Origin of the sequence: Pandoraea horticolens, from assembly GCF_902459555.1 — a bacterium.
GTDB lineage: Bacteria > Pseudomonadota > Gammaproteobacteria > Burkholderiales > Burkholderiaceae > Pandoraea > Pandoraea horticolens.
This window is the reverse complement of sequence record NZ_CABPSM010000022.1, coordinates 48,458-73,897: the sequence shown is the minus strand read 5'-3', so window position 1 is coordinate 73,897 and position 25,440 is coordinate 48,458. Positions and strand designations below refer to the sequence as shown.

The window sequence follows — 25,440 nt, the reverse complement described above, 5'->3', positions numbered from 1 at the left end:
CTCGTTTGTCTCGTTTGTTTTCATCGGATCGTTGTACGACTACATGGGGCTATGTTTTGATTTGTGCTGACATCGATGCAAACTTCGCAGACCGAATAATAGGCAAATTAATGAACGCGCTTCCCAATATTCCACACATTTCACAAATTGATCATTGAATTTAATATTCGGAAAAATTTCATAACCAGATCATTTACGGCAATACTCCGAAAAATTAATATGCCGAATTAATATCAATGGGGATCACGGTAAATTCCAACGCCTGATTTCTGAGCCCCCTCGACTCCGGGCTCGATTCCGGGCGCTTGTCCCACCGTCGCCCAACATCGCAATTAATAAGACTCGGCCCAAAAATATCCGGCTGAACTGGTGTTCGCCTTGTGGCGTCGCCAGACATCCAAAAGTTCGAAATGAATAGAGATTCCAATCGCGTCTCCAGCGCCGTCTTCTCGTTTCTCGTTCTCGGCCTGCTCGTGTCGCTCGCGGGATTCCATCCGGCGTTGGCGCAAACACCCTCAGCCAGCAACGCAGGCGACACCAACGCCCGGCAGCAGCAGCTTCTGGAGCAGCAACGACAGGCGCAGGAGCGGGCGGCCGCAGTCAACGCCCCCGCCTTACGCTCCGCGCTGCCGGCGGCGGATGGATTCCCCGCGCTCCCGGATGAGACACCTTGCTTCCGAATCGACAGATTCTCTCTGGACGTACCGCCATCGCTCTCCGCGCGTACGAAGGCCGCGGGCGCCTCGTCGCTGCGGCTCGATCCGTTCGCGTTCGCGGTGACGTGGCTGGAGCACTATCGCGGCCAATGTGTCGGCAAAGAGGGAATTGCAAGCATCACGGCAGGCTTGATGAAGGCGATTCTCGCGAAGGGATACGTGACCACTCGCGTACTGGTGCCGGAACAGGATCTGGCGACCGGTGAACTCAAGCTCACGCTGATTCCCGGCATGCTGCGGACAATCCGTTTCGCCGACGCGTCTCTATACGGCACCTGGCGGAACGCGTTTCCGACGAGCCCGGGCAATCTTCTCGAACTGAGGGACCTGGAACAAGGTCTCGAGCAAATGAAGCGAGTGGGGAGTCAGGACGTCACCATGGAGGTCGTTCCTGCGGAGATTCCCGGTGAAAGCGATGTCGTGATCGACGTGAAGCGGACGAAGCCCTGGAGCGTCGTCGCGTCGGTCGACAACGGGGGATCGCGTTCGACCGGTAAGCTGCTGGGGAACATTGCGATCGGTATCGACAACCCGCTGGGCCTGAACGACATCTTCAACATCGGGGCAACACGCGATCTGGCAATCGACGATAAGCGCTTTGGCTCGAACGGATGGAACGCCTACTATTCGATTCCGTGGGGTTACTGGACAGCGACCGTATCGGCTTACGCGAACCGGTATAACCAGCAAATCGCGGGCATCAACGACACGTTCACGACACATGGACAATCGCAGAACATCGATTTCAAGCTTTCGCGCGTAATTCAGCGAAGCCAGAGCCACGTGCTCAGTGCCCAGATCCGCCTCAGCAAGCGCTTCGGTCAAAGCTTCCTGGAGGATGCCGAGATCGATCAACAGTACCGAAACAACACGTTCCTGGAGTTCGGCTTCGTGGAGCGGTCTTACATCGGCGCCGGCCAGTTCGACGGCAGCCTGATGTATCGGCAGGGAATCGCCGGCCTCGGCGCCATGCCGGACACCGCGATCCCCGGCACGCCGACATACCGATTCAGAATGGCCGTTCTCGATGCCAATCTGTCACTGCCGCTGGGACAACTGCCACTGCGTTACGTGACCACGGTACATGGCCAGTTCACCAACGATGTCCTGAACTACATCGACGATCTGACAATCGGCAGCCGCTACACGGTGCGTGGCTTCGATGGCGAATCGATGCTCGCAGCGGAGAAGGGCTTCTATTGGCGCAACGAATTGCAATGGGCGCTGGGCAGCTCGGGGGTGTCGCTCTTTGCGGGCGTCGACTACGGACGCGTGGCGGGACCCAATGCTGCCTATCTTACGGGCACTCAATTGGCTGGCGCGGTCATCGGCATCAGAGGGAATGCCAAATTGCCATTCGGCTTCGTAGCAGGCGAGCTCTTCGTAGGCAAGCCGATTTATAAGCCGTCCTCGTTTCAGACAGCCCGCACGACGGTCGGCTTCTCGTTGACCGCACAGTTCTAGCGCGCATTCTCCCCGCTCGCTTCCACCGATCACAAGACGCATCGCACCGTGCGTCCCGATACCGCCAGCGTCGGTGACGCCCATGGCACTGTGTGTTGCGTCGAGAGGGTTGACTGGCGAACCGCAAACGGGTTTGGCGGCTCTACAGCCAGGCGGGACGGAGCGTGCGAAAACGAAGGCGCAAGCGCATTGCCGCCTTCGATCATGGAATGTAATTTTCTGAAAAATTTCATAACCAGATCATTTACGACAATATTCCGAAAAATTAATATGCCAAATCAATATCAATGGGGATCATGGAAAATTCCAACACCTGATTTTTGCCCCCGACTCCGGGCTCGATTCCGGGCGCTTTTCCCACCATCGCCCAACATCGCAATTAATAAGACTCGGCCTAAAAATATCCGGCTGAACTGGTGTTCGCCTTGTAGCGTCGCCAGGCATCCGAAAGTTCGAAATGAATAGAGATTCCGATCGCATCTCCAGCGTCGTCTTCTCGTTTCTCGTTCTCGGCCTGCTCGTGTCGCTCGCGGAATTCCATCCGGCGTTGGCGCAAACACCCGCAGCCAGCAACGCAGGCGACACCGACGCCCGGCAGCAGCTTCTGGAGCAGCAACGACAGGCACAGAAGCGGGCGGCCGCAATCAACGTCCCCGCCTTACGCTCCGCGCTGTCGGCGGCGAATGGAAACGATATTGGTTGACATCAGCATCGCGTCAGGGCGCACGCCTTGCGCGTCGGTCCGTTCTTCCGCCGGGTGAGTTGCCCGTGATCCGGACTTCCCTTTGTTACTGTTACAAGACGAATGAAACCATATGGGGCCTATCTCCCGTTGGGGCATGTACGTTGCCCGCTCCCTCCCGTCCCGCCTTGCCTCGCTATCCGATTGCGCAGGGCCGTCCCAGGCGGATAGCCACGCTCCCCGAACGGCGCTGCGCGACCAGGTGCGTGACGTGCGTCAGGTGCATCGGCCTCGTCTATGGGATGGCTTCGCAACGCAACGCGAAGTGTCCGGCCTCGCGAGCCACGGGAGTGCGCGGCTTCATGAGCAGGCGCGGCGCGAAGCACAAGACGTGTATGACCTGTGCGCAGATACCTACAAGACCCGGGGTGGTCGCAGCATGTCGGACGGCCTGCTCGATGTCCTCGGGAAGAGCGCAGCGCCTGCAAGTGGGTGGGTCGCTGCCGCAAGGCTGGTCGAGGCGGGATACCTCGATGTCAACGCGAAGGACTCCCGGGGAAACACGCTGCTTCAATTGGCGATCATGAACGGGGCGGCGCCGGCGCAACAACTGGCCACGGCCCTTCTGCACAGGGCGGACGTCATGCTTGACGCGCCCGTCGCCGACGGGACCTCCCTGTTGGCTCTGGCGCAGGCGCATGGCAGTGCGAGCGTGGTCGGCCAGGTCGAGCGACGACTCGGGCTGGACACAAGCAAGCGTGCGCCGTACTTTTCGGAGCGCCGGAATTGGCAAGCCAACTGGAATGGCGAGGTCAAGGTTGGCGCTCAACCGATCTGGTGCCGGCATCTGACGATGTTGTGGGAGCAGCGTTTCATGCGCACGCACGGCAAGCTCGACTACCGGGATTTCAGCCCTGCCCGCCTCAAGACCGTGGCCGCCCCCCTGATTGACGACAATGAGGCCGCCTGTCACGCGCGCCGCATGTTGGCGCAATGCCGGCTGGTCCCAGCCGACGCTTGGGGGGAGGTGATTGCGGACACGTTTCAGGCCATGGAGGCCAGCGGCGAGACGGGTCGCACGATCATGGTGGAAACGTTGAATCATGCCATGGCGCTGGGGCTGAAAATCAAGGCGGACAAGCGGGGAGGGAGGTCGTACGTGGTGCAGTTTTACGACCCGAACGCCACGGTGGCGCACGAGCGTTCGAGCGTGAGTGCCGCGCCCGGCGCGCACCTCGATCCGGCGGTTTTCCGCCAACTGACGGCAAGCGATTTTCTCTCCAAGGACGCAAGGGAAGAGTACGAGCTGGTCGGCCCAGGCGTGGCGGCATTCCTGGGAAAACCGGTGCACGGCGTGGCACCACGACTTGACGGTGGGCTGCGTCAGGTCGACGCGCAGACCATGCATCATCTTCTTCGCCTGAACTTGGCGGATGGCCTGCGTGGCTGCGCTGCGTCGCTGTCGGGCGTTGATGCCCGCACCGGCCTGCGGATTCTGGCGGCGCGACGGGAGGAAGGTAATGTGCCGGGCCTGTTGCTCGCGCTTCAGGAGGGGCATGCCGACGCGATCCAGGCCTATGGCGAGATCCTGGTCCAGTGGGCGCCGAAATTTTCTCGCGAACAGATCAAGAACTTGCTTGAGGCGAAGACGGCAAGTGGCGTGCCGGGCTTGTTGCTCGCGCTCCAGGATGGCCGGGCTGACGCGATCGAGGCTTATGGTGAACTTCTGGTCCGATTGGCGCCGCGACTCAGCGCTGACGATCTCGCGCATCTGCTCGCGGCGCAGGCAAGCGATGGTTCGACGGGCTTGCAGCGTGCGCGAGGGAATGGCCGTACTGACGCGATCCGTGTCTTTGACAGGGTCGTCGACAGGGTAGCCTCGCGCCTTACGGCCCTGCGTCAAGAGCGGCAAGGCTAGGGCGTGTCATCAAATGAGCCAAACAACAGCCGCAGCCAGATGAATGGCGCGGTCATCGGCATCAGGGGGGAATAGCCGCGTGTCGTTGCTGCCTTGAGCGACCGGCAATTCCCCCCCCCAAATGGTCCATGGGACTTTCCCTGAAAGCAGGCTCGCCGCGCAGCAATGGACTCCAAGTTCGAGAAGTGCAGATGCCCCCCAGCGCAAGCACCGCGAAGGCTCGATAGTTACCGGCGAGCTTGTCGTAACGAGTGGAGACGCGACGAAAATGTTTGACGCGATTGAAAAAGCGCTCGACGATGCTCCGGGTTCGATACAGCATACGGCTATAGCGACGCTTGGTCTTCCGATTCGCGCCTATACATTGCCGCTCAATAACGTTCGAATCATCTTGGCCCGATCGCGCAAAAGACAAGATGTAGACACATTTCATCGAATGTAGACAGACCCTAGCCAGATTGCGAATGCGGGACAGATTACCGATTCGAAGGACTTGTGCACAACGGGCTGCAAATCAATCGTAAGCCCGCGCGTCCTCGACCAGCTTCCCGTCATTCGGCAGTGTCCCGGCAGCGACGAAATCGACCTCGCCGCGCAACCGGGTCACATCCCGGAGTGTTTCCTGTACGCGCGCAGCCAGCCCTTCGGGCGGCGCGACGTTCGTCTCGCAAATCAGCCGCATCCGATCGTCGCCAATCCGCCCTTCCACCCGCAACCGCAAGCGAACCAACTCGGGATATCGCTTGCCGATTTCGCCTATCTGCCCCGGATGGACGAACATGCCGCGCACCTTGACCGTCTGATCGGCGCGGCCGAGCCAGCCTTTGAGCCGCATATTGGTGCGCCCGCACGGGCTGATTCCCGCCTCTACCGCCGACAGATCCCCCGTCGCGAAACGAATCAACGGATAGTCCGGATTGAAGTTCGTCACCACGACCTCACCGATCTCACCGTCCGGCACCGGTCTCGTGCCACCCGGTTCCACCAGTTCCACCAGCACGTTTTCATCGACAATCAATCCCGCCTGTGCGTCGCTCTCGAACGCGATCAATCCCAGATCGGCCGTGCCATACAACTGCCGTGCCGTAACGCCGCGCGTCTTGAACCAATCGCGTAACGATGGCGGTAATGCCTCGCCCGAGAGCGTCGCCCGCCGGATACAGCCGATATCCGCCCCGGCCGCCTCACTCTTCTCGATCAATATCTTCAGAAACGACGGCGTCCCGGCATACGCCACGGGTTGCAGATGACGAATCGCGGCAAGCTGCATCTCCGTCTGCCCGACCCCGGCGGGAAATACGCAGCATCCCAGCCGGGCGGCGCCCGTCTCGATCATCATCCCGGCCGGTGTGAAGTGGTACGAGTACGTGTTGTAGACCAGGTCGCCCGCGCGCAAGCCCGCGGCAAACATGGCCCGCGCAAAGCGCCACCAGTCGCTGCCGCGGCCGTCCGGCTCGTAGATCGGACCGGGCGACTGGTACACGTGCGCCAGACCACCGAGGGGCGTTGCGTTCATCCCGCCCAACGGGGGGCGGCGCACCTGATACGCCGACAGATCCGACTTGCGTGTCACGGGCAGGTCGGCCAGTGCGTCGCGCGAGCCGACGCCCTTCGCATCGACGTTGCCCAGCACCTGAGTGAAATACGGCGCGTGCGTCTGCGCATGCGACACGTGCGCCGGCAATGCCGCCAGCAGTGCCTTCTCGCGAACCTCCGGCGCACGAGTTTCCAGCGTGTCGAAGTAATCGTTCATATTGACGGAAATACGTTGAGGATTAACGGTCAGCCACTCACTCGATCTCGCAAACACGCAAGCGCGCAATTGCTCAGGCGATCCAGCGTTTGCGCCGTCGATAGCTCTTGACGTTTCGGAAGCTCCCGGCGCTGCTGGCGCCGTCCTTGGCGATTCCCAGGTAGAACTCCTTGACGTCCTCGTTATCGCGCAGCGACGCCGCGTCGCCGTCCATCACCACCCGGCCGTTTTCGAGGATGTAGCCATAGTCCGCGTAACGCAGCGCCGCCATCGTGTTCTGTTCGGCCAGCAGGAAGCTGACGTTCTCGCGCTGGTTCAGGTCTCGCACGATAGCGAAAATCTCTTCCACGATCTGCGGCGCGAGCCCCATCGACGGCTCGTCGAGCAATATCATCGACGGCTGCGCCATCATGGCGCGTCCGATCGCGCACATCTGCTGCTCGCCGCCCGACGTGTAACCCGCTTGCGATTTGCGGCGCGTCTTCAGACGCGGGAAATAAGCATAGATGCGTTCCAGCGCATGCTGCTGGGCACTGCGCGACGCATGCCGCACATAGCCGCCCGTCAGCAGATTCTCTTCAATGGTCAAATGCCCGAAGCAGTGACGCCCTTCCATCACCTGAATCACCCCGCGCTTGACCAGACCGTTCGGCGTAAGCTTCTCGACCCGCTCGCCGCGATAGTCGATCGTGCCCTTCGTAACCTCGCCGCGCTCGGCGTGAAGCAGGTTCGAAATCGCCTTGAGCGTCGTACTCTTGCCCGCCCCGTTGGCCCCGAGCAACGCCACGATCTTGCCCTCCGGCACGATCAGCGACACGCCCTTGAGCACGAGAATGACGTGGTCGTATATGACTTCGATATTGTTGACGCGCAAACTCGCTTCCATGCATGACTCCGGAATCGATGCTGCCGGGTTCATCCACCGGCTATGGTTCGTCAGCCTTCGCCCGCGTCGCGCTCCGCCACGCGGGCGCAGGCGTCGATTACATCTTGTAGCAGGCGGGCGTGATCCCCTTCTCCTTGGCGTACTGCTTGGCCGAGGCCTCGAACAACGGGTGAATCAGACGCCGGTTGCCCTCGATCCAGTCCGACACGAGCACCCACTTGGCGCCGTCCCATTGCTGGATGCGCACCTTGCCCGACCCCTCGTGATCCTGGCAGCTCGTCTTGATGTCGGGCAGCAGACCGGTCGCGCCCAGCGCCTTGAGCCGGGCGGCATCGATATTCAGGTTCTCGAGCGCCCAGCGCACCTGCACCGGCGTCATGACCTTGCCCTTACCGAATTTGTTCTGCGCCGTGTTGAGCGCCTCGACCGTCGCCACCGCCGCCGAAACACCGCGGTTGTACAGCACCGAGCCAACCTTCGACGGGTCTTGCATGTTGCCCTTGCCCGCGCCGTAGACCACCTTTTCGATGTCGGCGATGACTGGCACCTGTTTGCCTGCCACATTCCACGTCGCGCTCATGTATCCCTTGGCGGCCGGGCCCGCCGGAATCGTGTCTTCTTCGGAGCCGGCCCACCAGCTACCGACGATCTTCTCGCGCGGATAGCCAACCTTTTGCGCGGCCTTGAGCGCCGTCTGGTTCATCACGCCCCACCCCCAGAACACCACGTAGTCGGGATTCTCCTGACGAATACGCAGCCATTGCGCGCCCTGTTCGTTACCTGGGTGTGCGACCGGAATCTCGATGAGGTTGAACTTGTTGATCTTCGACTCCGCCTGCATAGCGACGATCGGCTCCTTGCCATAGGCCGAGTCGTGATACAGGAAGACGATCTTCTTGCCGTTGAGCGATCCGCCGTTCTTGTCCGCAAGGAACTTGATGATGGCCGACGCCTGCATCTGGTACGTCGTCACCAGCGGGAATGCCCACGGAAACACCGTACCGTCCACGGCATCGGTGCGGCCATAGCCCATCATCACCAGCGGCACCTGATCGGTTGCCGTCTTGTCGATCAGCGCGTAGGAAATCCCCGTCGCCATCACGTGGTACGCCGTGCCCTTGGTGACCGGGTTCTTGCCCTTGAGACGTTCGTAGCACTCCACGCCCTTGGCGTTGTTGTACTCGGTCTCGCACTCCTCCCACGTCAGCTTGACGCCGTTGACGCCGCCATTCTTCAGATTCACGTATTGCAGATAGTCGATGAAACCGCCGTAGAACGATTGTCCGTTCGCACCATACGGCCCGACCCGATAGTCAGCGAGAGCGATGAACTGGTCGTTCGATTGCGCGAACGATGCGCCCACGCTTCCCATGCCGAGCACGAGCGCCGTACCCAACGAGACCGCCAAGTTTTTCGTGTTCATGCTGTGTCTCCATCTGTGGTTTTATTCATGGCAAAACGTGTCTGGCAACGCGCAACTCCCGGTGCGCGAGCCAGCCGAATCTCAATGCGGGAAGGGCCAGATGCGCAGCTTCTCCTTGGCAATCTGCCAAAGCCGCGCCAGCCCGTGCGGTTCGACAATCAGGAAAAAGATGATGAGACCGCCAAAGACCATTAACTGGATATGCGAGACGGTGGCGTTGGTGAACGGCAAATGCAGGAACGTGGCGATCGCGGGCAACGTGCTGTCGAGCAGAATCGGCAGCAGCAGAATGAAGGCTGCCCCCAGAAAGCTGCCGAGAATGCTGCCAACGCCGCCGATGATGATCATGAACAGGATACGAAAGGACAGATCGAGCGAGAAGCCATCCGGTTCGACCGAACCAAGGTAGCAGTAGGCGTACAGCGCGCCGGCCACGCCGCAATAGAACGAACTCACCGCGAAGGCCAGCAGTTTGACCCGCATCAGCGGAATGCCGATGACCTCGGCGGCAACGTCCATGTCGCGTACCGCCATCCAGGCGCGGCCGATGTGGGAGCGCACCAGATTCTTCGCCACAAGCGCCATGACGGTCACGACACCGAGCACGAACAGGTATTTGCGCACCGGCGTGTCGACGTCCACGCCAAGAATGGAGATCTTCTGCGCGGTAATCACGCCCGACGAACTATTGTTCGAGAGCCACGGAAACTTCGTCAGCACCCACAACACGAAGAACTGCGCCGCGAGCGTGGCGACCGCCAGATAGAAGCCCTTGATACGCAAGGACGGCAGACCGAACGCAATGCCGACGAGTGCCGCGCAAACACCTCCGAGGGCGAACGATGCAAGAATCGGCATGCCCTCGATGCGCAACTGAAAGTTGTACGACGCGTACGCACCGACTGCCATGAACGCTGCCGTGCCCAGCGACAGTTGCCCGGCGTAGCCCGTCAGGAGATTGAGCCCCAGCGCGGCGAGCGAGAACACGAGAAAGGGCACCAGAATCGCCGTCAGCCAATATTCGGTGGCAATCCACGGCAGCACGCCGAACGCAACGGCGAGCACGGTACACACGGCAACCCGGTCCTGCCGGATCGGGAAAATCTGGCTGTCGGCTTCGTAAGATGTCTTGAACTGCCCAGCTTCGCGATAGAACATGTATGGCCTCTGCGATGAATGCTTGTGCGTACGTCCCGAGTGGAATACCGGCCGCTCAGACCCGATCGATATGCCGCTCGCCGAACAACCCTTCTGGGCGAACCAGCAGGAACAACAGTGCGAAGACGTACGGGAACCAGCCTTCGATGCCCCCGAAATTCCCGCCAAACTGGCTTTGCAACAATTGCGGCACGTAGATCTCCGCGAGCTTTTCCGCCGCGCCGATAATCAACCCGCCGACAATCGCGCCGGGGATCGACGTGAAGCCACCCAGGATCAACACGGGCAGCGCCTTGAGCGCAGTCATCGTGAGAGCAAACTGAACGCCGTTGCGCGAGCCCCAGAGCATGCCGGCCACCAGCGCGACGAACCCCGAGACGCTCCACACCACCACCCAGATCCGCTGCAACGGAATGCCCAGCGAGAGCGCTGCCTGATGATCGTCGGCCACCGCACGCAGCGCGCGGCCAATGCTCGTCGCCTTGAAGAACAGCGCGAGCAGCGCCACCAGCACAGCCGCAATGCCCGCTGCGGCCAGATCGAAGCTGCTGACGAGCACCCCCGTCGAATCCATGATCGATGCGATCGGCTCATCGACAATGCCCAGCGACAGCGGGCGCACCTCGTTGCCCCACAGCAGTGGCGCCAGTCCTTCGAGGAAGAACGAGAGGCCGATGGTCGCCATGAACAACGTGATGGGTGACTGGTTCACCAGCTTTCGCAGCACGAAACGCTCCGTGGCGGCACCGACCAGCACCATGACGCCGAACGCGCCGATGGCGGCCAGCCAGAGTGGCAAGCCGCGCTCCATCAACCCAACCACCGAGAGCGCTGCGAAATACACCATCGCGCCCTGCGCGAAATTGAATACGCCGGACGCCTTGAAGATCAACACAAAACCGAGCGCAACGAGCGAATACATCACCCCCGAGAGCAACCCGCCGATCAGGATTTCCAGAAAGAACTGCATCGATGTCTCCAAGTTGCCAGCGCGTCGCCGACCGCCGGTTACCCTCTACCTGTCATGCCGCAGCGGGCATGCCCTGTGCGGCGCCCAGATAGGCACGAATGACCTCCGGATCGTCTCTGACCTCGGCAGGCGTGCCGTCGCCGATCTTCTTGCCGTAATCGAGCACTACGACCCGATCGGAGATATCCATCACCACGCCCATGTCGTGCTCGATCAGCACGATCGTCGTGCCGAACTCTTCGTTGACTTCCAGAATGAAGCGGCACATGTCGCGCTTCTCTTCGAGGTTCATACCGGCCATCGGCTCGTCGAGCAGCAGCAGCTCCGGCTCGGCTGCGAGCGCGCGCGCCAGCTCGACGCGCTTTTGCAGGCCATACGGCAGCCGTCCGACCGGTGTCTTGCGGATGTGCTGAATTTCGAGGAAATCGATGATCTCCTCGACCTTGGCGCGATTGGCCATTTCCTCCCGGCGCGCATGCCCCCACCAGATTGCGCTGGCAAGCAGCCCCGAGCGCATCCGGGTGTTGCGTCCCGTCATGATGTTGTCGAGCACCGTCATGCCCTTGAACAACGCGATGTTCTGAAACGTGCGCGCCACGCCCTGACGCGCGGCCGATGTCGGATGCATGCGCTGCCTGACCTGCCCCCGGAAAACAATCGTGCCTTGCTGCGGGTGGTAGACGCCATTAATGACGTTGAGCATCGAACTCTTGCCCGCACCGTTCGGGCCGATGATCGCGCGGACCTCGTGCTCCCGAACGTTGAACGAGATGTCCGTCAACGCCTTCACGCCACCAAACGACAGACTGATGTGCTGCAAATCGAGCAGGATGTCGCCGGTTTTGCGGTTGTCGTTCATGCCTTCTCCTGCGAAGTACCAGGCAATGCCTGGCTGAGTTCCGATGAGGAGCCGTTGCGAATGTCAGGCGGCGCAGCGCAATTTCACAGGCGCAGGGTCGTCGACAGGCGAGCGGGCACCGAGCACGCGCGCGGGATGTATCGTGAGCGTGGCGCTCACACTGCCCTCTCGCCCATCCTCGAACTTCACGCGCGTCTCGATGAACTGCGTCGACTTTCCCGAATAGAACGCATCGATCATCACGTCGTACTTCTGCGCGATGAATGCGCGCCGCACCTTGCGCGTGCGGGTGAGTTCGTCGTCGTCCGGGTCCAGTTCCTTATGCAGGATCACGAAGCGCCGAATCTGTGCCGCCGAGAATGCCGGCTCCTTGGCAAGATCCGCATTCACGGCATCCACACACCCCAGAATAAGTTCGGCAACACGTGGGTGGGTGGCGAGGTCGACATACCCCGCATAGGCGAGGCTTTGCCTCTCTGCCCAATTGCCCACAGCGTCCATGTCGATGTTGACGAACGCGCACACGCCATCGCGTCCATCGCCAAACGCGACCGCTTCCTTTATGTACGCGAAGAACTTGAGCTTGTTCTCGATGTACTTCGGTGCAAACAACGATCCACAAGCGAGTTTGCCCACGTCTTTGGCACGATCGATGATGCGCAAATGACCGTCTTCGTCGATGATGCCGGCGTCGCCCGTACGGAAGTACCCGGCCTCGTCGAGGGCTTCGCGCGTGGCGTCGGGCCGCTTGTAATACTCTTTGAGCAATCCCACACCGCGCACCAGCACTTCCCCGTTGTCGGCGATCTTGATTTCCATGCCCGGCGCCACCGGCCCCACGCTGTCGAATCGCACCTGACGGTCCGGTTGCAGACAGACGTACGCACACGTCTCCGTCTGTCCGTAGAACTGCTTCAGGTTGATGCCGATTGCGCGATAGAAGCGGAACAGATCCGGGCCGATGGCTTCCCCGGCGGTATAGGCCGTGCGAATCCGGCTCATGCCGAGCGTGTTGCGCAGCGGCCCGTACACGCAAAGATTGCCCAGCGCGTATTGCAGCCTGTCGAGCAGCGGCACCGGACGCCGGTCGAGTACCGCCGCACCGCACCGGTTCGCCACGTCCATGAAATGCGCGAACATCTTTCGCTTGAAACGATTCGCGTCTTCCATGCGGATCATCACTTGCGTAAGCACGTTTTCATAGACGCGCGGCGGCGCGAAGTAGTAAGTCGGCCCGATCTCGCGCATGTCCGTGGCGACCGTCTCGGGCGATTCTGGGCAATTGACGGTGAAGCCCGCTACCAAAGCCTGTGCATAGGAAAACAGATGATCGCCCACCCATGCCATAGGCAGGTACGACAGCACCTCGTCGCCGGGGGCGAGTCTATCGAAGGTGCTGCCGTGAAATGCGGCGCCGATCAGACCGGCGTGCGAATGGCAAACGCCCTTGGGCTTACCCGTCGTACCCGACGTGTAGAGAATCGTCGCCGTGTCGTCCGGATCGACGCTCGCCACCGCATCGTCAAAGTAGCGCGGATGTCTGGCGTTGAAGTCGCGGCCCTGCTCCACCGCTGCGGCATACGACTGCAAACCTGCGGCGTCGTAATTGCGCAGCCCTCGCGGGTCTTCGTAGATGATGTGCGACAGGCGCGTCACGTGCTCACGCAGCTCGAGCAGCTTGTCGACTTGCTCCTGGTCTTCGACGATGGCGAAATCGATTTCGGCGTCTTCGAGCACGTGGATCATTTCCGCCGCAACGGCGTCTTGATACAACGGTACGGCTACGCCACCCAGCGCTTGTGCCGCCGTCATCGCCCAATACAGGCGCACGCGATTATTGCCGACGATGGCGAGGTTGTCGCCTCGCTTGAATCCGGCTGCCGCCAGCGCGCAAGCCAGCATTCGGACTTCATGCGCGGCCTCCTGCCAGCTCCAGCTTTGCCAGATTCCCAGATCTTTTTCCCGATACGCCGTGCGGGCGCCGCGCGTTGCGGCGTGGGCCAGCAATAAACGCGGGAAAGTGGTCCGCTCCTGCATGCCTGTCTCCTGTGTCTCGCCACGATTCGACGGTTGTCGAGGGGAAGTGGCGTGGCTCGGTCGGCGCGCGTGCGTGTGGCACGCTCTCTAGTTCTTTATTGCGAGTCGCGTCTCCGAACGACGCTTTTATTCGGTGACCTGCTTGAGTCTGCGAAAGTCTGCAATACGGAGCGACAACGGCTATGCCCGGCAGTCGGCAGCTTCTATACTTGTGCTTCGGCGTCGTGTACGAACCGCCATGAATGCTTGTCTCGGCGCTGCCAGGCAAGGCGAAGATACCTCATGGCTCACGGCGGATTTGTCACCCGGATGACAATCAAGGGAAAATCCCTATATGTCGCTCGAAACCCTGTTGCAGCGCAGCGTATGGGCGCAAGGACTGACGCCAGCACAGCGCGAACGCGTGGTGGCGGAAATTCAGGTGCGGCCTGTCGAGAACGGCGGCTACGTGTGCCGCAAGGGCGACCCCACGCACGCCTGGTTCGGTGTCATCGAAGGTTTGGTGAAGATTGCGACGGCGTCGGCCAGCGGAAAGTCCGTGACGTTTACGGGCGTACCTGCGGGCGCATGGTTCGGCGAAGGGTCGGTACTCAAGCGCGAGATCCGGAAATACGACGTGATGGCGCTGCGCGACTCGGTCGTCGCTCACATGCCGATTGCCACCTTCGACTGGTTGCTCGATACCAGCATTCCGTTCAACCGCTTTCTGACGCTTCAGCTCAATGAACGTCTCGGTCAGTTCATTGCCGCCGTCGAGCACGAACGCTTGCTCGACACCGATGCCCGTGTCGCGCGTTCGCTCTCGTCGATGTTCAATCCGAACCTGTACCCCTCCGACGACAACACCGTGCAGATTTCGCAGGAAGAACTGAGTTATCTCGCCGGCGTGTCGCGTCAGCGTGTCAACCTCGCGCTCAAGGTGTTGGAGCAAGCCGGACTGGTGAAGGTGGACTATGGCGTGCTGACGATTCTCGATCTGGAGGGGTTGCGCGAATTCGGGATGTAGGCGCGGCGGCGCATTACCTGCGGCCCACGGTCAACGGCCATTATCTTGTCGCCGTAGGGCACTCAGGGCAAAATCGACGTTTTGCAGGCAGTCCCGTCACCCGAGCGCGTCCCCATGTCCTCGACCGATCCCAAGCCTGACGCAATGCGGCCCACGCTGGTTGGCAGCAGCGTCGAACTCCATCCCCTCGAAGCCCGCCACGCACCGGCGCTTCTCGCCGCAGCCACGGACGGTGAACTGTGGAATTTGAAAGTCACTGTCGTGCCGGGTCCGGAGACGGTCGATAGTTACGTCGACAAGGCTTTGCAGGGCCGCGAAGACGGCACGGTCATACCGTTCGTGATCGTGTCGAGAGCGACCGGGAAGGTCTTCGGCAGCACCCGGTTCTGGAAGATCGACCGGACCCACCGAAAGCTGGAGATCGGCCATACGTGGCTGAGCGAGTCCGTCCAACGATCGAGCATCAACACCGAAGCCAAGTATCTCCTGCTCACGTTCGCGTTCGAGACGCTGCAATGCGTTCGCGTGCAATTCACGACCGACGAACTGAACGAGAAGTCCAGAGCCGCCATCCTGCGCATCGGTGCCAAGCAGGAGGGCATCGTTCGTCACGAACGCATCATGCCCGACGGGCGCAAGCGCAACTCGGTGCGCTTTAGCATCATCGACGACGAGTGGTCCGAGGTGAAGGCCGCGCTGGAAGGCAGGCTCGGGTGCGGGCCTGCCGCCTGATCGGCGAGCGCCGCCCCGCCACCCATAGGCGCCGCGACGTTACCTGAGCACCGCCCCTTCGAAACTGCTGCCGGCACGCGCAATCACGACACAGTCCTTTCCCGAGCGTTTGGCCGAGTAGAGTGCGCCGTCGGCCAGTGCCAGCCAAGCAGTCGGCGAGACGAGATCCCCGTCGAAATTGGCGACACCAACGCTCAGGGTAACGCTGCCAGACGTGTCGAGCCCCCGGGTGGCTTCGGCAAACACTGCACACACCCGCTCCAGCTTCTTGCGCGCCTTCTCGGCGGCTTGCCCGTCGAACAGCACGCAGAACTCGTCACCGCCGTAACGGCCGATCACGTCGTGACGGCCCAATTCTCTCGACAACACATCGGAGAGAATTCGAATCAGCGAATCGCCCTGGAGATGCCCATGGAGGTCGTTGATCTCCTTGAACCCATCGATATCGATCAGCGCAATGCTTGCCGTCCCTGACCTGCCGGTCCGTTTGTCGGCATAGCAACTCGTCAACGCCCGCATCCACGATCGGCGATTGAGCAGCGACGTCAGATCGTCCTGATCGCTGATCCGGCGTAATGCGCGCTCACTTTTCGAAAGCCGCTTCGCCAGCCGAAAGCTGGTCATCCCGACGAGCGTCGGATAGATCAGCAGCAGCGGCAGGCTCGCCAGCAACTCCGGGAATTCGATCTCGGTCTTGAACACGAAACCGATGATGGTGCCGGTAAGTACGCCGCCGGCCATCATGCTCAGAATGCCATCGCGCAGCAGCCGGTAGCCCCCTGCCGACGCATTGTGCATCAGCAACACCGAGATCAGCACGGCCGACGGTACGCCGCTGAAGTGCATCGCCACCACCCAGCCCCCGCCGAATGCGGAATCGCACAACAGGTTGCGACGCTCCGCCGCGACCGGATCGGCCGCCGACATGGCGATGACATGGGCAAAGGCCGGCCAGAGGAAGGCGTTGAGGGCCCACACGCCATAGGCGAGGTGCGACGCGCCCGTATATTGAAACACCGTGAAAACGGCGATGGCGCTCAGCGCGCAGCCCAGACTGCGCAGGCCTAGCACACGACGCGAGAAGTCTCGTCCCCTTTGAGATTTGGAACGTGTGGCCTGGTCTGTCGATTGGTCCGTCATTTCGCCAACGTCTGAGGCGTCATCGGTTTAGGAAAGTGGCTTCGCCTGGCGGCCTGCGCATTATGCCTGTGCCACCTTCTCTCGAACCATGCACAACGTCAACCAACGAACGTATTAAATTCACCAATGCATTTACCTGAGCATCACGAAATTCAGGGGGCACGCCTCATAAAAAAGGCCCGCGGACAATCGCGGGCCCAAAATGCAAACGACGTTCGGTGTTGCCGATTACTTCGCGGCGGCAATCACGGCAATCTCTACGAGCAGGTCGGCGGCCGCCAGACGCGACTCGACGGTGGCACGCGTGGGTGTATTGCCCGGGCTCGTCCAGGCGTCCCACACGGCGTTCATGCCGGCGAAATCGGACTCGATGTCCTTGAGCCAGACCTGTGCCGACAGCAGACGCGACTTATCGATACCGGCATCCTTCAGATACCCGTCGATCTTCGCGAGCACCTGCTGCGTCTGCCCGGTGATGTCCTGACTGCGATCGTCGGCCGTCTGGCCGCCGATGTAGATCGTTCCGTTATGCACCACGACACGGCTCATCCGTGCATTCGTGTGATGGCGTTGAATATCGCTCATTAACCACGTCTCCAAAGAGAATAAAAAGAAGCAGGTGAGAGGCGCGAGCCCACCTCACCTACTTGGGGAAGCCTGCGCGCTCGCTCAGGAATTCGGGGGCCTCGACCGCGGTGGCCAACTCGCCCAGCGTGACCGGCTTGATCGGCGGACGGATCCGGTAGTAACCGACTTCCGGCACCGCGCAGCCCTGGGCTTGCGCCAGCAGCTCCGCGACCGTCAGGCCGCAGAAGCGGCCCTGACACGGGCCCATGCCGCAACGCGAAAAACTCTTCGTCTGGTTCGGGCCGACACAGCCCAGCCCCGCCATGCGGCGCACGTCTCCCGCCGTCACCTCTTCGCAACGGCACACGATGGTGCCGTCGTCTGCCGGTGCGCGGAAGGCCTGGGCCGGCCGGTACAGCGCGTCGAGAAACGGTCGAATCGCCGTGTGCGCCGACAGCTCGCGGCGCAGGGAAAGCGCGCGAGAGTCGCGCTTCGCGTTGTCGAGCTTGCCAAGCTTCACGGCGGCCTGCACGGCCGCAAGCCGCCCCGACGGCTCTGCGGCCAGCGCCCCGCCAATCCCCGCGCCGTCACCGGCCACGAAAATGCCCGGCAGACTCGTCTCGCCCCAGGCATCGGTCTTCGGACGCCAGCACAACTGCGCCTCGTCCCACTCGTGCTCGCAACCGATCGAGCGCGTGACCTGCGTATTCGGAATCACGCCCTGATGCAGCAGCACCAGCGCCGTGTCGATGCGCGCCGTGCGGCCAGCCACGACATACTCGATGCCTTCGGCCTGCGTGGAACCGATCACACGCAACGCCTCGACATGCTTGACGTGCTGCACACCCGCTGCACGAATCGCACGCAGCAGCTTGAAACCCTTCATCAGGTACGACGGCGCCCGCAAGGCCCCGCCTGCGTGACGCAAGGCGTCGCGTCGCCCGCTGAGTTCGGCCGTATCGAGAATGGCACGCACTGGAACACCGGCATTGATGAGTTGCCACGCAAACAGATAGAGCAACGGGCCACACCCGGCCAGCACCGCAGGCGAATCGGGCACCAGCGCCGACGCCTTGAGCAGCGTTTGCGCCGCGCCCACGCCCATGACACCGGGCAGCGTCCAACCGGGAATCGGGAACGGCCGCTCCTGCGCACCGCTCGCAAGCACGATGGCGCCGGCTTCGATTTGCAGCGTTCCGCCGCCCGCGCCCTGCCGCGTAACGGACACCCGTCTGTCCCCGCCGATCTGCCAGGCGAGCGTCTGCGGCCAATAGGCGATGCCGGCGTCGGTGAACGCATCGACGAGCGCACGTCCACGCAGATAGTCCGGCCCGAGCACCGCTGGGTCGGCCAGTGGCGAGCGGCTGACGTTGCGATAGATCTGACCACCGGGTAACCCGTTTTCATCGACCACCAGCGGTGCAAGCCCGTGACGCTTTGCCTCCAATGCCGCCGCCAACCCTGCGGGGCCGGCACCAATCACCAACAAATCCACGATCTTCGTGCTCATGCCACACTCCTCGCACCATCCATTCGACGCACCCGCATGCCCTCACGCACGGGCGTCATGCACCCCTGCCGGTTCGGCACACCGTCGATCTCCACGAGACAGTCGAAACACACGCCCATCATGCAGAACGGCGCACGCTCGCTGCCCGTCACGGGCGTGGTCCGGCAAGCCGTCACGCCCGCCAAAAGCAAGGCGGCGGCCACATTCATGTCGGTCGGTACGTCGACCGGGGTGCCCTCGATGAACATCCGTACCGTCGCGCTATCCTTGCGCGCCAGCGACTTAAGCAGCGAAACGTTTGGCATAGAAATGATCCAGAAGCGCGGGACGCGGCGCGCCGAGAATCCATGGCGCGATGGTTTCACAATGGGCAGCGGCCAGCGTCACACCGCTGTGGCAGGTCGCGAGGAACGCGCCCGGGCAAGCCTCGGAGGCCTCGTAGATCGGCAGACCGTCGGCCGTCATTACGCGCAATGCCCCCCAGGCGCGCACCACGCGCACGTTCTTTAGCAAAGGGAACGGCGCGATGCCACGCCGCGCGATATCCGCGAGCACGTCCGGTGTCACGCCATCGTTGAAGCCCACGTCTTCGGCCGAGTCGCCGAGCATCACCGAACCCTCGACGGTTTGACGCACATAGATCGTGGGGTACGAGAGAAACGGTTTGACGCGCTCGGTCACGAGAATCTGGCCGCGCAGCGGCTTGACCGGAGCGCTCAGTCCCACCATCGGCGCGAGATCGCGATTGCCGAGACCGGCGGCAAGCACTACGCGCCCGGCGTCGAACGACGTATCGCCCGTGCTCACGCGAAACGCGCTGCCGACCTGACGAATGTCGGTCACGCGCCCGTTCGGCGCATACTCGCCGCCCGCCTGTTCAAATGCGGCGAACAGTGCGCGCAACGTGTACAGCGGGCTGACGTGACCGTCGTTCGGGGAATAAATGCCGCCCGCCACGTCGGGACCGATTGCCGGCAGGCGCTCGGCCAGCGCGTCATGATCGAGCACCTCGTACACCAGCGCAGGCTCGGCTTCCTGCAACTTGCGCATGCTTTCGACCTTGACCGCCAGTTCCTCCGGTGTTTGCGCGATGTTGAAGCCACCGGGCCGCTGAAAGCCGACAGGCACGCCAGTGCGCACGAACAGCTCGTCGGCAAAGCCCTGCCATGTGTTGGCTGAGTGCAACGACCAGCGTGCATAGTCCGTGCAGGTACTGCCTTTACCCTGCACCCAGACCAATCCGAAGTTGCCGCGTGCGGCACGCAGCGAATTATCTTCGCCATCGCAAACGACGACGCGTTGTCCGCGTTTGGCGAGCCCGTAGGCAATCGCCATGCCGACGAGGCCACCGCCTATGACGGCGATATCGTATGTCTTTTGCATGTTTTAGTGATTTCCAACCAGAACCTTGTTCAGCCCATAAATGCGATCGAGCAGCAGCATCACCGCCAGCGTCAGCCCGATAAGCAGCGTCGAGATCGCCGCCACACTCGGATCGACCGTCTCGCTCATGTTCATGTAGATGCGCACCGGCAGCGTGATCGTCGTGGGCGACGTGACGAAGATCGTGGCCGTGAGCTCGTCGAAACTGTTGATGAACGCCAGCACCCAGCCGCCCGCCACCCCCGGCAGAATCGCCGGCAGCGTGATACGGCGAAATGTCGTCCAGCGTCCTGCGCCGAGCGAGCGCGCTGCACGCTCCGCCTCATCGGCCTGCCCGACGAGCGCCGACATGATAAGGCGCAGCGCGTACGGGAAAATCAGTAGCGCATGGCAAGCCACGAGGCTCACGAACGATCCGCCCATGTCGAGCAGCGTGAACAGCCGCAGGAAGGCAATGCCCAATACCACCGGCGGAATCATCAACGGCGAGAGCAAGAATGAATTGATCGCATCCCGCCCCGGGAACCGGTAGCGTGCCAGCCCCATCGCCGTGGGCACCGCCAACGCCGTCGACACGCTGGCCGACGTCACGCCCAGCCACAGACTTGTGCGCAGCGCCGACTGGAAGTCCTCGTCGCTCATCAACGACGAAAACCAACGCAGTGAAAAGTGCGCCGTCGGAATCGACAGGAAGTTGTCCGGCGTGAACGCGACCAGACACACCACGACCAGCGGCGCGAGGATGAAGACGAGGAACAGCACATGGAACGCGAGCGCCGCCGCACCGTTACGATCGTACTGAGGATCTTGCCGATTCATATGCCCTCCTCCTCAGCCGAGACGGCGCGTGAAGCGCTTCTCGAGTGCGCGGTTGTACCCGCTGATGATGGCTACATTGACGATCAGCAGCACGATGGCGATGGCAGCGCCCAGCGGCCAGTTCAGCGTGCCGAGAAATTCGTCGTAAGCCGTGGTCGCCACGACTTTCAGGCGGCGCCCGCCAATGAGCGCAGGGGTGGCGAAGGCGCTCGCCGTCAGTGCGAACACGATCAGGCTGCCCGAGAGAATGCCCGGCGTGATCTGCGGCAGCACCACGCGCCACATCACCGTCGCACGTCCCGCACCGAGCGAGCGCGCGGCGTGCGCCACCGCCGGGTCGAGCCGGGTGAGCGAAGTCCACACCGACAGCACCATGAGCGGCACGAGCACGTGGACAAGCGCCACCGTGACCGCGCCCATCGTGAAGAGCATCTGCAGCGGATGATCGACGAGCCCCAACTTCACGAGCACCGTGTTCACCAGGCCTTCACGCCCCAGCAGGATCGACCAGCCGAGCGTGCGCACGACGACCGAGATCAGCAGCGGCCCGAGCACCAGCACCAGACAGAGCGAGCGCCACGGATCGCGCATGCGGAACAGGAAATACGCCTCGGGCACGCCGACCAGCACACACAGCAGCGTCACACCAACGGACAGCAGCAACGTGCGCAGGAATATCTCGTAGAAATAGCTGTCCGTCAGAATGTCGACGTAGTGCTGCAACGAGATTGTCGGCAGTATCCCGCCCAGATTCGGGTCGAAACCATGCAGGCTCAGCACGAACGTCAGTACGAGCGGCACCGCCAGCAGCACGAGGAAATAAATCGTCGCCGGCATGACCAGCGCCCAGGCGGCCCGCCGCTGGCTGGCGATCTCGGGTGAAACCGCAGCAGTCGCATTCGTGTCCGGCACGGCGGGGACGCCCGATGGCCTAGACGTCGCGGCGTTCATGCGCCCTCCTGCACGAGACGCAGCGCGTCATCGGCCCAATCGAGCCCCACCGCCTCGCCATCGTTCGCGGCGACAACACCGTCATTCGATACGAGCACTCGCAGTTCACCGAGCGCCGTGGACACCGTGAGCACCCAGTGATTGCCGTGAAAACTACGCTGCCCCACGCGGCCGGCGAGCCGGCCCGCCGTCGCCGACGTCAGGCGAATGCGCTCGGGCCGCAGGCTGAACGTTGCCGGGCCACTCGCCCCCTTCGCCCCCCTTGCGCCGCCCGCCAACACTGGGCCTGCGTGCGCAGGCGAGACGGCGAGCCGGTGCCCTTGCGCATCGAGCACGGCCACGCCGCCGTGCATGTCGAGGTGACCGGTGATGAGATTGGTCTGCCCGATGAAATGCGCGGCGAACGTGGCGCGCGGGTCTTCGTACACGTCGTGCGGCGTATCGATGCGCACCACACGTCCGGCGTTGAGCAACACCACGCGATCGCTGATGGCGAGCGCCTCGGCCTGATCGTGCGTGACCATGATGGTGGTCGTGCCGACCTTGCGCTGAATGGCGCGCAACTCATCCTGCATCTGCTCGCGCAGCTTCGCGTCGAGGTTCGACAGCGGCTCGTCGAGCAGCAGCACGGGCGGCGCGATCACCAGCGCCCTGGCGAGCGCCACACGCTGACGCTGACCGCCCGAGAGTTCGCGGGGGTAGCGCTGCGCATGCTGACCGAGGTGCACCAGCTCCAGAGCGTCCTGCACACGGCGTTGCTTCCGCGCGGGGTCGACGCGGCGCATGTCCAGCCCGAAAGCCACGTTCTGCGCCACGGTCATGTGCGGAAACAGCGCGTAGCTCTGGAACACGATACCGAGGCCACGTTTTTCCGGCGGCACCGGTGTGAGGTCGCGGCCCTCGAGCAGAATGCGACCCGTGCTCGGGGCGACGAACCCGGCGATCATCTGCAACGTGGTGGTTTTGCCGCAGCCGGACGGGCCGAGCAGGGAGATGAATTCACCCTGCTCGATCGAAAGATCGACGCCCTCGACCGCGACGGTGTCGCCAAAGCGTTTGCCGAGTTGCTCGAGACGCAAATATGGAGTGCTCATGACGCTTGTGATCCCTTGCGCCTTAACGCTCGATCTGACGGTTCCAGCGCTGCGTCCACTCGGCGCGCTTGGCGTTGACGATGTCCCAGTCGACACGGACGAGCTTATCGATCTGCGCGGGCGACGGCACACGTGCCGCAACAGCCATCGACAGTTGGGTCTTCTTGTTGGACGGCGCAACCCCCTGGCTTTCGGCGAGGATGGCTTGCGTCTGCGGCGAGAGAATCGCCTGGATGAACTTCTGCGCAAGCGCGTCGTTGGCCGATTTGTCCACTGCACACATTGCCATACTGAGGGCTACCGCGCCTTCCTTCGGATACACGAATTCGACCGGGATACCCTGCTGACGCAGCGCCTGGACGCGGCCGTTGCCCCATACGGCAATGCCGACTTCATCCGCCTGGAACAGCTCGGCGATCTTGCCCGGCGACGGGTCGAACGACAGCACGTTCGGTGCGATCTTCTCCATTTCACGGAAACCCGGATCGATGTTGGCGTCGCTGCCACCGTTGAGTTTCGATTCGACGAGCAACGCGTGCAGGCCGTAGGTGTTCTTGATGCTCGGCATCACGAGCTTGCCCTTGTACTTCGGATCGGAAAGCTCTTTCCACGATGTCGGCGCGGGCCAGCCCTTCGACTGGAACAAACGCGTGTTGTAGGCGATCCCCGTCGCGATCAGCCCGGCGGCCACGGCGTTGCCGTTCTTGAATCTCGCGATGTCGTAAAGATCCTGATAGACCGGTGCGTTGGCGAGCTTGCCGCAGAAGCCCATCTGGATGGCCTGATACATCGGACCGTCGTCCAGGAAGACCACGTCCATGCCGGCCTTGCCCTTTTGCGCCTGGAGCTTGGCGAGGGTCGTCGTCGAATCGCCCGGCACGATCACCACCTTGGTGCCAGGGTTCGCCCGTTCGAAACCGGGAATGACGTCCTTCTTGAGCATCTGTTCAAACGAACCGCCGTAGGCGCCGACATACAGTGTCGTGTCGGCATGAGCGGTTGTGGCACCGAATACCAGTCCGGCAGCACCGATCGATACGGCGGCGCGGCCAAGCTTGCGAAGCGTTTGGGGAACGACAGTCTTCATCGAGAAGCTCCTTGCGTGATGCAGTGTTATGTGATGTTATGGCCCGGAATTACAAAAAAAATCAAACTATTGCGTGGTTTTCGTAGAGTCATTTTCGACACACTCACCGTCAAATCACTTTTTTTAAACCAACCATACGCAAATGTTATGGGATGGTTCAGATGAGGTTTCGATGAAGATCCGGCAGTTGGAGGCATTTCGCGCGCTGATCCTGCGCCAGACGGTCACCCGCGCGGCCGACATGCTTCACATCTCGCAACCGGCGGTCACGCGCCTGATCAACGACCTGGAAGCCGACGTAGGGTTTTCCTTATTCGACCGGATCAACGGCCGATTGAACCCGACGCCCGAAGCGTTGGTGCTGTTCGAGGAAGTGGAGCGCTCGTTTGCGGGCATCGACCGCATTGCGCAAACCGCCGAGCAGATCAAGTCGCTGCGGCGCGGCTCGCTGCATATTGCGGGTGCGCCTGCCCTCGCGCTGGAATTCCTGCCGACGACCTTGACCGGCTTCATGCGCGAACATCCGGGCATCAGCACCACGCTGCTGATTCACGCGTCGAGCATCGTGGTGGATATGGTGGTCGGGCGCCGTTGCGACGTCGGCTTCATCGCCCATCCGCTCACCCATGCCGGCGTAAACGTCGAGACGCTGCATCGCGCCCCCATGCGGTGCATCCTGCCGCTTGGCCATCGTCTCGCAAACCGCGACGTGATCCATCCCGAAGATTTGCGCGACGAGTCGTTCGTGTCGTATCCGAAGGAATTCGACGGGCGGATGTATATCGATCGCATCTTCGCCGAGCGGCAGATCGACCGGGTGATGAGTGCGGAGTCGCAATTGTCCGCAGCGATTTGCGTGCTGGTGCAACACGGCGCGGGGGTGGCGATCATCGATCAGATCACGGCCCGGTATGCGGCGGGACGCGTCGTCGTCAAGCCGTTCGAGCCGACCGTCTTGTCGGGCTTCTCGCTCGTCACCTCGACGCAGTACCCGCCCTCGCAACTCGCGAAAGCCTTCGTCGACTATACGAAGCAGCGCATGCTCGAGCAGTTCGGCGACTGAGCCAGCGGCCCGGCGCTCACACCGATCGTGCCCGTAAAGCGACACGACTGAGCCACGTTCGACTGCACAGAGTCATCCACGACAGGGTAAATCCCGAGACCGCCCGGAAACGCCCGTGGTGCCTGGATTCCGATATCAACAAAATGTTGAAGAAAAACCATTATTTCAACATTTTATTGAACACCTATATTTTCTGTGGAAGACTCTGCGGCATTCGACAAC

General features: G+C 62.0%; 22 protein-coding genes and 1 pseudogene. 6 read left to right on the top strand and 17 right to left on the bottom strand.

What is annotated here, in order from left to right:
- Positions 1-410 precede the first annotated feature (410 nt).
- The 3 genes from PHO31112_RS24345 (at position 411) to PHO31112_RS24335 (ending at position 4,780) form a co-directional block, all read left to right on the top strand.
- The gene (locus tag PHO31112_RS24345) at positions 411-2,180 is read left to right on the top strand and encodes a ShlB/FhaC/HecB family hemolysin secretion/activation protein (RefSeq protein ID WP_150623910.1); all 1,770 of its coding nucleotides are present in this window, start codon (positions 411-413) and stop codon (positions 2,178-2,180) included.
- Positions 2,181-2,637: 457 nt separating this feature from the next.
- Positions 2,638-2,883, top strand: a complete 246-nt coding sequence (locus tag PHO31112_RS24340; protein WP_150623908.1) for a hypothetical protein — start codon at positions 2,638-2,640, stop codon at positions 2,881-2,883.
- A gap of 112 nt (positions 2,884-2,995) precedes the next feature.
- Positions 2,996-4,780 carry a ShET2/EspL2 family type III secretion system effector toxin gene (locus tag PHO31112_RS24335; protein WP_150623906.1) on the top strand — a complete coding sequence of 595 codons (1,785 nt, stop codon included), beginning with the start codon at positions 2,996-2,998 and terminating at the stop codon, positions 4,778-4,780.
- 202 nt (positions 4,781-4,982) lie between these two features.
- Here PHO31112_RS24335 and PHO31112_RS24330 read toward each other — a convergent pair.
- The 8 genes and pseudogenes from PHO31112_RS24330 to PHO31112_RS24295 all read right to left on the bottom strand — a co-directional run.
- Positions 4,983-5,135, bottom strand: a pseudogene (locus PHO31112_RS24330) (transposase); the annotation flags it as partial.
- 159 nt (positions 5,136-5,294) lie between these two features.
- On the bottom strand, positions 5,295-6,533 hold the full coding sequence (locus tag PHO31112_RS24325) for a phenylacetate--CoA ligase family protein (protein WP_150623904.1): 1,239 nt from the start codon (positions 6,531-6,533) through the stop codon (positions 5,295-5,297).
- 73 nt (positions 6,534-6,606) lie between these two features.
- Complete coding sequence (locus tag PHO31112_RS24320; protein ID WP_010806196.1) at positions 6,607-7,419, bottom strand: ABC transporter ATP-binding protein; 813 nt, start codon at positions 7,417-7,419, stop codon at positions 6,607-6,609.
- A gap of 97 nt (positions 7,420-7,516) precedes the next feature.
- On the bottom strand, positions 7,517-8,791 hold the full coding sequence (locus PHO31112_RS24315) for an ABC transporter substrate-binding protein (protein WP_246178538.1): 1,275 nt from the start codon (positions 8,789-8,791) through the stop codon (positions 7,517-7,519).
- A gap of 132 nt (positions 8,792-8,923) precedes the next feature.
- Positions 8,924-10,000, bottom strand: a complete 1,077-nt coding sequence (locus PHO31112_RS24310; RefSeq protein WP_150623901.1) for a branched-chain amino acid ABC transporter permease — start codon at positions 9,998-10,000, stop codon at positions 8,924-8,926.
- A gap of 55 nt (positions 10,001-10,055) precedes the next feature.
- Entirely contained in the window at positions 10,056-10,970 is a 915-nt protein-coding gene (locus tag PHO31112_RS24305; RefSeq protein ID WP_150623900.1) for a branched-chain amino acid ABC transporter permease, read from the bottom strand.
- A 52-nt stretch (positions 10,971-11,022) separates the two neighbouring features.
- Positions 11,023-11,829, bottom strand: a complete 807-nt coding sequence (locus tag PHO31112_RS24300) for an ABC transporter ATP-binding protein (RefSeq protein WP_150623899.1) — start codon at positions 11,827-11,829, stop codon at positions 11,023-11,025.
- 63 nt (positions 11,830-11,892) lie between these two features.
- On the bottom strand, positions 11,893-13,866 hold the full coding sequence (locus tag PHO31112_RS24295; protein ID WP_150623898.1) for an AMP-dependent synthetase/ligase: 1,974 nt from the start codon (positions 13,864-13,866) through the stop codon (positions 11,893-11,895).
- A 334-nt stretch (positions 13,867-14,200) separates the two neighbouring features.
- On the opposite strand from PHO31112_RS24295, the gene panV reads away from it, so the two are divergent.
- Complete coding sequence (panV, locus tag PHO31112_RS24290; RefSeq protein ID WP_150623897.1) at positions 14,201-14,872, top strand: pandorabactin biosynthesis transcriptional regulator PanV; 672 nt, start codon at positions 14,201-14,203, stop codon at positions 14,870-14,872.
- 114 nt (positions 14,873-14,986) lie between these two features.
- Positions 14,987-15,604 carry a GNAT family N-acetyltransferase gene (locus tag PHO31112_RS24285; RefSeq protein WP_246178536.1) on the top strand — a complete coding sequence of 206 codons (618 nt, stop codon included), beginning with the start codon at positions 14,987-14,989 and terminating at the stop codon, positions 15,602-15,604.
- 39 nt (positions 15,605-15,643) lie between these two features.
- Here PHO31112_RS24285 and PHO31112_RS24280 read toward each other — a convergent pair whose 3' ends face one another.
- From PHO31112_RS24280 to PHO31112_RS24240, 9 genes are all read right to left on the bottom strand, one after another.
- Positions 15,644-16,675, bottom strand: a complete 1,032-nt coding sequence (locus tag PHO31112_RS24280) for a GGDEF domain-containing protein (protein WP_174995866.1) — start codon at positions 16,673-16,675, stop codon at positions 15,644-15,646.
- A gap of 297 nt (positions 16,676-16,972) precedes the next feature.
- The gene (locus PHO31112_RS24275; protein WP_150623895.1) at positions 16,973-17,329 is read right to left on the bottom strand and encodes a RidA family protein; all 357 of its coding nucleotides are present in this window, start codon (positions 17,327-17,329) and stop codon (positions 16,973-16,975) included.
- Between the two features lie 58 nt (positions 17,330-17,387).
- Positions 17,388-18,821: an FAD/NAD(P)-dependent oxidoreductase gene (locus PHO31112_RS24270; RefSeq protein WP_150623894.1), complete on the bottom strand. Its 1,434-nt coding sequence runs from the start codon at positions 18,819-18,821 to the stop codon at positions 17,388-17,390.
- Positions 18,818-19,126, bottom strand: a complete 309-nt coding sequence (locus PHO31112_RS24265) for a (2Fe-2S)-binding protein (protein WP_150623893.1) — start codon at positions 19,124-19,126, stop codon at positions 18,818-18,820. The genes PHO31112_RS24270 and PHO31112_RS24265 overlap by 4 nt, the downstream gene beginning before the upstream one ends.
- Positions 19,104-20,204: an NAD(P)/FAD-dependent oxidoreductase gene (locus tag PHO31112_RS24260; RefSeq protein ID WP_150623892.1), complete on the bottom strand. Its 1,101-nt coding sequence runs from the start codon at positions 20,202-20,204 to the stop codon at positions 19,104-19,106. The genes PHO31112_RS24265 and PHO31112_RS24260 overlap by 23 nt, the downstream gene beginning before the upstream one ends.
- 3 nt (positions 20,205-20,207) lie before the next feature.
- Positions 20,208-21,023 (bottom strand): ABC transporter permease, encoded by an 816-nt coding sequence (locus PHO31112_RS24255; protein ID WP_150623891.1) that lies wholly within the window; start codon positions 21,021-21,023, stop codon positions 20,208-20,210.
- 12 nt (positions 21,024-21,035) lie between these two features.
- Complete coding sequence (locus PHO31112_RS24250) at positions 21,036-21,974, bottom strand: ABC transporter permease (RefSeq protein ID WP_246178535.1); 939 nt, start codon at positions 21,972-21,974, stop codon at positions 21,036-21,038.
- Complete coding sequence (locus PHO31112_RS24245) at positions 21,971-23,068, bottom strand: ABC transporter ATP-binding protein (RefSeq protein WP_150623890.1); 1,098 nt, start codon at positions 23,066-23,068, stop codon at positions 21,971-21,973. Before PHO31112_RS24245 ends, PHO31112_RS24250 begins: the two co-directional genes overlap by 4 nt.
- 22 nt (positions 23,069-23,090) lie before the next feature.
- Entirely contained in the window at positions 23,091-24,155 is a 1,065-nt protein-coding gene (locus PHO31112_RS24240; protein WP_150623888.1) for an ABC transporter substrate-binding protein, read from the bottom strand.
- 172 nt (positions 24,156-24,327) lie between these two features.
- Between PHO31112_RS24240 and PHO31112_RS24235 the strand changes: the two genes are divergently transcribed.
- Entirely contained in the window at positions 24,328-25,218 is an 891-nt protein-coding gene (locus PHO31112_RS24235) for a LysR substrate-binding domain-containing protein (RefSeq protein WP_246178532.1), read from the top strand.
- The last annotated feature ends 222 nt before the right edge of the window (positions 25,219-25,440 follow it).